Genomic DNA, 6,802 nt, shown 5'->3' with positions numbered 1-6,802 from the left:
TGCTCGATCGCGACCAGGGTCCGCTGGTTCCGGTCGGCCCCCGCCCCGGGGGTGAGCAGCAGTGCACCGGCGGTTCCGGACCCAGATCCCATGCGCCACGCCTACCACGACCTGACAGGCGATCCCGACCGGTCTAGTGTGAAGATCATCACTCTCGTCTCGCCGTCCGGGAGATTCGATGACCGATTCCGCGCTCCAATCCCTGCAACGCTCCATCGACGAGCTGGCCGCCGCGGTCACCGTCCTGTCGCACGCCCACGGCAAGATCCCGATCGTCGCGCGGCTGTGCAACGACCTGGAGCGGCTCAAGCTCGACGCGGCCGACGCGCAGTCCCTGCGCACCCCGGTCGCCGTCGGGGCGCCGGCCGGCGCGCCAACCATGTTCACCGTCAGCGACGAGCCGTACGACCAGTCCCTGTGGAGTGACGACGCCGACCACGAAGGCGTGGGTGGCTATCACGGGAAGAGCCGTTGAGCGGGGTCAACACCCCCGGGCGGGCCCGGATCCCCGCCCGCACCCTGCGCCGGGACAACTGGCGCCGGGTCCCGCTCCTGACCTTCCTCGGGCTGAGCCTGTTCGTCCTCTACGGCACCGTCCGCGCGTTCTGGGCCGTGAACTACTACGCCGCGCCCTACCTCTCGCCGTTCTACTCGCCCTGCCTGAGCACCGCCTGCGTGCCCGAGGCCAGCGACTTCGGCCAACCGATCTCCTGGTGGCCGCTGTCCCCCGCGCTGCTCATCCTGATCTTCCCGCTGGGTTTCCGGCTGACCTGCTACTACTACCGCAAGGCCTACTACCGCTCGTTCTGGCAGTCGCCGCCGGCCTGCGCGGTCGCCGAACCGCACCGCCGGTACAGCGGCGAGACCCAGTTCCCGCTGATCATGCAGAACGCCCACCGCTACTTCTGGTACGTGGCGCTGATCTTCGGGGTGATCCTGACGTACGACGCCGTCCTGGGGTTCCGCAACCCGGCCGGCGAGTGGGGTCACATGGGCCTGGGCACGCTGATCCTGCTGATCAACGCCGGGCTGATCTGGGCCTACACGCTGTCCTGCCATTCGTGCCGGCACATCATGGGCGGCAAGCTGCGGCATTTCTCCAAGCACCCGATCCGGTACAAGGCCTGGCAGCAGATCTCCCGGCTCAACGCCAAGCACATGCAGCTGGCCTGGGCCTCGCTGATCTGGCTCGCGCTGACCGACCTCTACATCGTCGGACTGGCCAGCGGCACGTTCGGCGACCTGCGCTTCTTCTGAGCCCGTTCCCGACCCCGTCACCCCGCCCCTCTCACCCTCCCCTGTCACCCCGCCCCTGTCACCCCACCCCTGTCAGAGTCGCCCGGAGGCACCGTTTCGTGAGCGAGCACGAGGAACACCGCTACGACGTGGTCATCGTCGGAGCCGGTGGCGCCGGTCTGCGCGCCGCGATCGCCGCCCGCGAGGCCGGCCTGCGCACCGCGATCGTCTGCAAGTCGCTGTTCGGCAAGGCGCACACGGTGATGGCCGAGGGCGGCATCGCCGCCTCGATGGGCAACGCCAATTCGCACGACAACTGGCAGGTGCACTTCCGTGACACCATGCGCGGCGGAAAGTTCCTCAACCACCCGCGCATGGCCGAGCTGCACGCCAAGGAGGCCCCGGACCGGGTCTGGGAACTGGAGACCTACGGCGCGCTGTTCGACCGGACGCCGGACGGCCGGATCAGCCAACGCAATTTCGGCGGGCACGAGTACCCCCGGCTGGCCCACGTGGGCGACCGCACCGGACTGGAACTGATCCGGACCCTGCAGCAGAAGATCGTCTCGCTCCGGCAGGACATCGATCTCTCGGCGGTGGCGTCCGATCGCGAACCGCCGGCCGACGAGGACGCCGGGCTCCGGGTGTTCGCCGAGGTCACCATCACCGAGCTGCTGCTGGCCGAGAACGGGTCCGTCGCCGGTGCGTTCGGCTACCGGCGGGAGTCGGGCACGTTCATCGTGTTCCGGGCACCGGCCGTCATCCTGGCCACCGGTGGCATCGGCAAGTCGTTCAAGGTGACGAGCAATTCCTGGGAGTACACCGGCGACGGCAATGCCCTGGCGCTGCGGGCCGGTTCGACCCTGGTCAACATGGAATTCATCCAGTTCCACCCGACCGGAATGGTCTGGCCGCCGTCGGTGAAAGGCATCCTGGTCACCGAATCGGTGCGCGGCGACGGCGGCGTCCTGCGCAATTCCGAGGGCAAACGGTTCATGTTCGACTACGTCCCCGACGTGTTCCGGTCGAAGTACGCCGAGACCGAGCAGGAGGCGGACGGGTGGTACGCCGACCCGGAGAACAATCGTCGGCCGCCGGAACTGCTGCCCCGGGACGAAGTGGCCCGCGCGATCAACGCCGAGGTCAAGGCCGGCCGGCACACCCCGCACGGCGGGGTCTTCCTGGACATCGCGACCCGGCTACCGGCCGAGGAGATCAAACGGCGGCTGCCGTCGATGCACCACCAGTTCGCCGAGCTCGCCGACGTCGACATCACCAAGGAGCCGATGGAGGTCGGGCCGACCTGCCACTCCGTGATGGGCGGCATCCAGGTCGACCCGGACACCGCGGCCGCGGCCCGGGTGCCCGGACTGTTCGCCTGCGGCGAGGTGGCCGGCGGCATGCACGGCTCCAACCGGCTGGGCGGCAACTCGCTGTCCGATCTGCTGGTGTTCGGCCGCCGGGCCGGGATGGGGGCGGCCGCCTACCTGGCGACCCTGGACGGTGCCGACGGTGCCGACGGTGCCGACGGTGCCGGCAGCGCCCGACCGGAGCCGGCCGCCGGATCGGTGGCGGCGGCGGCGAAGGCGGCACTGGCCCCGTTCGACCGCGAGGACGGGGAGAACCCGTACACGCTGCACCGGGAGCTGCAGCAGACGATGAACGACCTGGTCGGCATCATCCGGCGGGAGGCCGAGATTCAGCAGGCGATCGACGCGCTGGAGGCGATGAAGCCGCGGGTCGCCGCGGTCAGCGTGGAGGGACACCGGCAGTTCAACCCGGGCTGGCACCTGGCCCTGGATCTGGTCAACATGCTGCAGGTCAGCGAGTGCGTGGCCAAGGCGGCCCTGATCCGGCAGGAGAGCCGCGGCGGGCACACCCGGGACGACTACCCGGCGATGAGCGCGGAATGGCGCCGGCGCCTGCTGATCTGCTCCCTGCAGCCCGACGGGGCGATTGACGTGGCCCGGGAGCCGATCGCCCCGATCCGGCCCGACCTGCTGGCCCTGTTCGAGCGCAGCGAGCTGGAGAAGTACCTGACCGCCGAGGAACTGGCCGCCGGGAACGGCGGAACCCGGGAGGCCGACGATGGGGCGTGACGCGCATTTCCGGGTCTGGCGCGGGGACGCGTCCGGCGGCGACCTGCGGGACTACACCGTGGAGGTCAACGAGGGCGAGGTGGTGCTCGACATCATCCACCGGCTGCAGGCCACCCAGGCCGGCGACCTGGCGGTCCGGTGGAACTGCAAGGCCGGCAAGTGCGGCTCGTGCAGCGCGGAGATCAACGGCCGGCCCCGGCTGCTGTGCATGACGCGGATGTCGACGTTCCAGCCGGACGAGACGATCACCGTGACGCCCATGCGCGCGTTCCCGGTGATCCGCGATCTGGTGACCGACGTGTCGTTCAATTACCGCAAGGCCCGGCAGATCCCGGCGTTCGCGCCTCCACCGGGCCTTGCCCCCGGCGAGTACCGGATGCAGCAGGTCGACGTCGAGCGGTCCCAGGAATTCCGCAAGTGCATCGAGTGCTTCCTGTGCCAGAACGTCTGCCACGTGACCCGGGACCACGAGGAGAACAAGACCGCGTTCGCCGGTCCGCGGTTCCTCATCCGGGCGGCCGAGCTGGACATGCACCCGTTGGACGCCCGCACGGACCGCGCCGCGTTCGCCCGGGAGGAGCAGGGCATCGGGCTGTGCAACATCACCAAGTGCTGCACCGAGGTCTGCCCGGAGCACATCAAGATCACCGACAACGGCATCATCCCGATGAAGGAACGCGTCGTCGACCGCTCCTACGATCCGCTGGTCTGGCTGGGCACCAAGCTGTTCCGCCGCCGACGCGACTGACCCCGACCCCGCCCCGCCCCCGACCCCTACCCCGCTCCCCGGCCGCGCGGATCATCTACCCCGGCGCGGATCAACAAGCCCCGAATGGGACCGGTGGGTCGGGTGTCAACGACTTCATCCGCGCGGGGGCCGGCCGCCCCGGCCGCGGACGCCCGCGGAAACATCGCGGGCCGGAACGCGGACGGCACGGACCACCGTTCAGCCGCCGCGGATCGATCACCGACCGGACGCGACTGCGCCGCCCGGCCGGCGCGGGATCAGCTGCCGGAGCCGGTGAGCCGACCCCACAGGCCGCGCTTGCGGGGCGCATCCCCCGCCGCCTCCGCGGCCGGACCGCGGGTCGAGGGGGCGCCGCGCTCGAGGTCCTGCTCGGTCGGTTCGGGCAGCTCGAGCTTATCGTCCAGGACGACTCCGACGAGCCGGCCGTTGTCGACCACCGGGGTGCCGACGGCCGCCGCCTGTACCTCGCCCCGGCCGATCGGGACGGTGGCCGACCGGCCGGCCAGATCCAGCACCTCGGCCAGCGGGGTCGCGGACAGCTGGTTGGTCATGGCGGCCTGCAGCTCGGCCATGGTCAGCACGTGGTACTCCGGGCCGGACGGACCGTCCGCGACCACCACGACCGGCAGCTTGCCGGTCCGGGCCGTCAACAGCCGTAGCCGCGTCGGGCCCACCGTGTCGGACGCCGGAACCGCGATCACCGATTCAACGCGCACCCGCCGAACCTACAAGAACGCGCCGCCGCCGGCAGGGCCGGCGACGGCGCGGGGTCGGGGTCGGGGTCGGGGTCCGACGGACCGGGGGTGGTCAGGAGGCGACGGCACCCCGCCGGGCCGCGACGAACGAGCGGACGCCCAGGGCGACGTAGGCGACCAGCACGAGGAACATGATCGTGCTGACGACGATCGCGGTGGGCCGCTCGGCGGTCCCGGCGAACACCTGGCCGATCTTCACCACGTTCATCAACGATCCGAGCGCGCCGAGGAGGGCGACGGCCAACGCCCCGTGAATGGCGTGCCGGCGCAGCTTCTCCTGCCGGGCCAGGAGACCGCAGACCAGGATCAGTACGCCGACCAGGCTGGGGATGAGCGCGGTGAGGCTGGCCGCCCCGGTCAGGGCGTAGCCGGCGATGCCCAGCACGGTGAGCACGGCACCCACGGCCAGGGTGATGGTCGTCATCGGTGTCGAGGTGTTCATGATCTCGAACCTACCGAGCGCGGGTGCCCGATCCGGCCCGCTCCGCGGGCATCGTGACGACCTTCACCGTCCCGGCACGGCCCGGGCCGGCGCGCGCCGCGGGCGGCCCGGCCGGCTCAGCCCTCGATCTCGACCGCGACGTCGGTGCCGGCATCCACCTCGGTCTTCTCCGACGGGCGCTGGTTCACGATCGTGCCGGTCGGCCCCTTGTCGGTGTCGACCGTGGTGACCGCCCCGATGTCGAGGTTCTTCTCCCTGAGCACGGCGCCGGCCTGCGAGACCGTCATGCCGATGACGTTGGGCACCGCGACCTTGGCCGGCGGCGGCGGCGTGGTGATCACGACCAGGGTCAGCCACAGGGCGACCACCAGCGCGAGAGCGAGCCCACCGAGACCGATGTAGGCCCATCGCCGGCGCTGCGCGGCCTCCCGCACCGGGTCGACCGGCTCCCACCGGTCCAGCACCGGCAGGGTGAGCCCCGGGGCCATCAGCGGCGAACTGGTTCCCGGCGGCGGGCGGTCCGGCGACGGGGTGTTCGCGGGCCGGGCCGCGGAACGGGTCCGGGCCGGGCCGGGCGCCGGCGCGCCGGCCGGGACCGCCGCCTCCATGGCCGCACGGGCCTGGGCCGGCCGGCCGGCGACGACCCGTTCGAGGTCGGCCCGCATCTTCTCGGCCGTCTCGTACCGGTTGGCCGGGTTCTTGCTCAGCGCCTTGAGCACGATGGCGTCGACGTCCGCAGGGATGCCGCGGTTGTACTCGCTGGGTGCCCGGGGCGCCTCCCGCTGGTGCGCGTCGGCCACGGCGTCGGCCGTCACCCCGATGAAGGGTGGCCGGCCGCAGAGCATCTCGAACAGCACGCAGCCGATGGTGTACTGGTCGCTGCGCTTGTCCGGCAACCCGCCGCGGATCTGCTCGGGCGAGAGGTACTGCGTGGCCGCGACTCCCGGTGCCTCCGGGGTGCGCTGACCGATGTCGATCACCTTGACCTGGTCACCCGCCGGCTGCGCGTCGATCAGGACATTGGCCGGAGTGATGTGGCACGGCAACAGGTTCCGGCGATGGGCGTGGTCGAGTGCGGCACACAACTCGATCGCGATGCGCAGCGCCCGGCGCCAGGGCAGCGGGCCCTGCCGGCCGAGCACGGTGCGCAGCGATTCGCCCTCGACGTACTCCATCACCACCCACGGCACCGTGCCCGCGTCGGTCAGGGTGTCGCCGGTGTCGTAGACCGCCACGAACGCCGGATGGTTCAGGGCGGCCGCGTGATTGGCCACCGACCGGAAGCGGCTGTGCACGGCCGGCTCCTGGGTCAGGTCCGATCGCAGCACCTTGATCGCCACGTCCCGATCCATCAGCAGATCGCGACCGCGCCGGACGACGGAGATCTCGTCCTGACCGATCACGTCGGCCGCCTGATACCGGTTCGCGTACCGATACCCGACCATAGGTCCTCCCTGCGCGCCCAGGCCATCCAGGATGTGTCGAGGTCTACCAGCACGGCACGGGAGAAACCGGCAGGACG

The 6,802-nt window shown here is 71.1% G+C and carries 7 protein-coding genes; 4 read left to right on the top strand and 3 right to left on the bottom strand.

Annotation, left to right across the window (positions count from 1 at the left end; all coding sequences use genetic code 11):
• Window positions 1-178 precede the first annotated feature (178 nt).
• From ACOJUF_RS02530 to ACOJUF_RS02515, 4 genes are all read left to right on the top strand, one after another.
• Window positions 179-475 carry a hypothetical protein gene (locus tag ACOJUF_RS02530; RefSeq protein WP_420120293.1) on the top strand — a complete coding sequence of 99 codons (297 nt, stop codon included), beginning with the start codon at window positions 179-181 and terminating at the stop codon, window positions 473-475.
• The gene (locus tag ACOJUF_RS02525) at window positions 472-1,257 is read left to right on the top strand and encodes a hypothetical protein (protein ID WP_420120292.1); all 786 of its coding nucleotides are present in this window, start codon (window positions 472-474) and stop codon (window positions 1,255-1,257) included. The genes ACOJUF_RS02530 and ACOJUF_RS02525 overlap by 4 nt, the downstream gene beginning before the upstream one ends.
• 98 nt (window positions 1,258-1,355) lie before the next feature.
• Window positions 1,356-3,335 carry a fumarate reductase/succinate dehydrogenase flavoprotein subunit gene (locus ACOJUF_RS02520; protein ID WP_420120291.1) on the top strand — a complete coding sequence of 660 codons (1,980 nt, stop codon included), beginning with the start codon at window positions 1,356-1,358 and terminating at the stop codon, window positions 3,333-3,335.
• Window positions 3,325-4,083, top strand: coding sequence for a succinate dehydrogenase/fumarate reductase iron-sulfur subunit (locus ACOJUF_RS02515; protein WP_420120290.1), 759 nt, complete (start codon window positions 3,325-3,327; stop codon window positions 4,081-4,083). The genes ACOJUF_RS02520 and ACOJUF_RS02515 overlap by 11 nt, the downstream gene beginning before the upstream one ends.
• 257 nt (window positions 4,084-4,340) lie before the next feature.
• Here the strand turns inward: ACOJUF_RS02515 and ACOJUF_RS02510 are convergent, their stop codons facing one another.
• The 3 genes from ACOJUF_RS02510 to ACOJUF_RS02500 form a co-directional block, all read right to left on the bottom strand.
• Window positions 4,341-4,799: a hypothetical protein gene (locus tag ACOJUF_RS02510; protein ID WP_420120289.1), complete on the bottom strand. Its 459-nt coding sequence runs from the start codon at window positions 4,797-4,799 to the stop codon at window positions 4,341-4,343.
• Window positions 4,800-4,890: 91 nt separating this feature from the next.
• The gene (locus tag ACOJUF_RS02505; RefSeq protein ID WP_420120288.1) at window positions 4,891-5,280 is read right to left on the bottom strand and encodes a hypothetical protein; all 390 of its coding nucleotides are present in this window, start codon (window positions 5,278-5,280) and stop codon (window positions 4,891-4,893) included.
• A gap of 116 nt (window positions 5,281-5,396) precedes the next feature.
• Window positions 5,397-6,725, bottom strand: a complete 1,329-nt coding sequence (locus ACOJUF_RS02500; RefSeq protein WP_420120287.1) for a protein kinase domain-containing protein — start codon at window positions 6,723-6,725, stop codon at window positions 5,397-5,399.
• Window positions 6,726-6,802: the final 77 nt, after the last annotated feature.

The organism is Nakamurella sp., from assembly GCF_048594475.1.
Taxonomy (GTDB): domain Bacteria; phylum Actinomycetota; class Actinomycetes; order Mycobacteriales; family Nakamurellaceae; genus Nakamurella.
The sequence above is the reverse complement of the archived record's forward strand: the minus strand, read 5'-3'. Positions and strand labels throughout refer to the sequence as shown.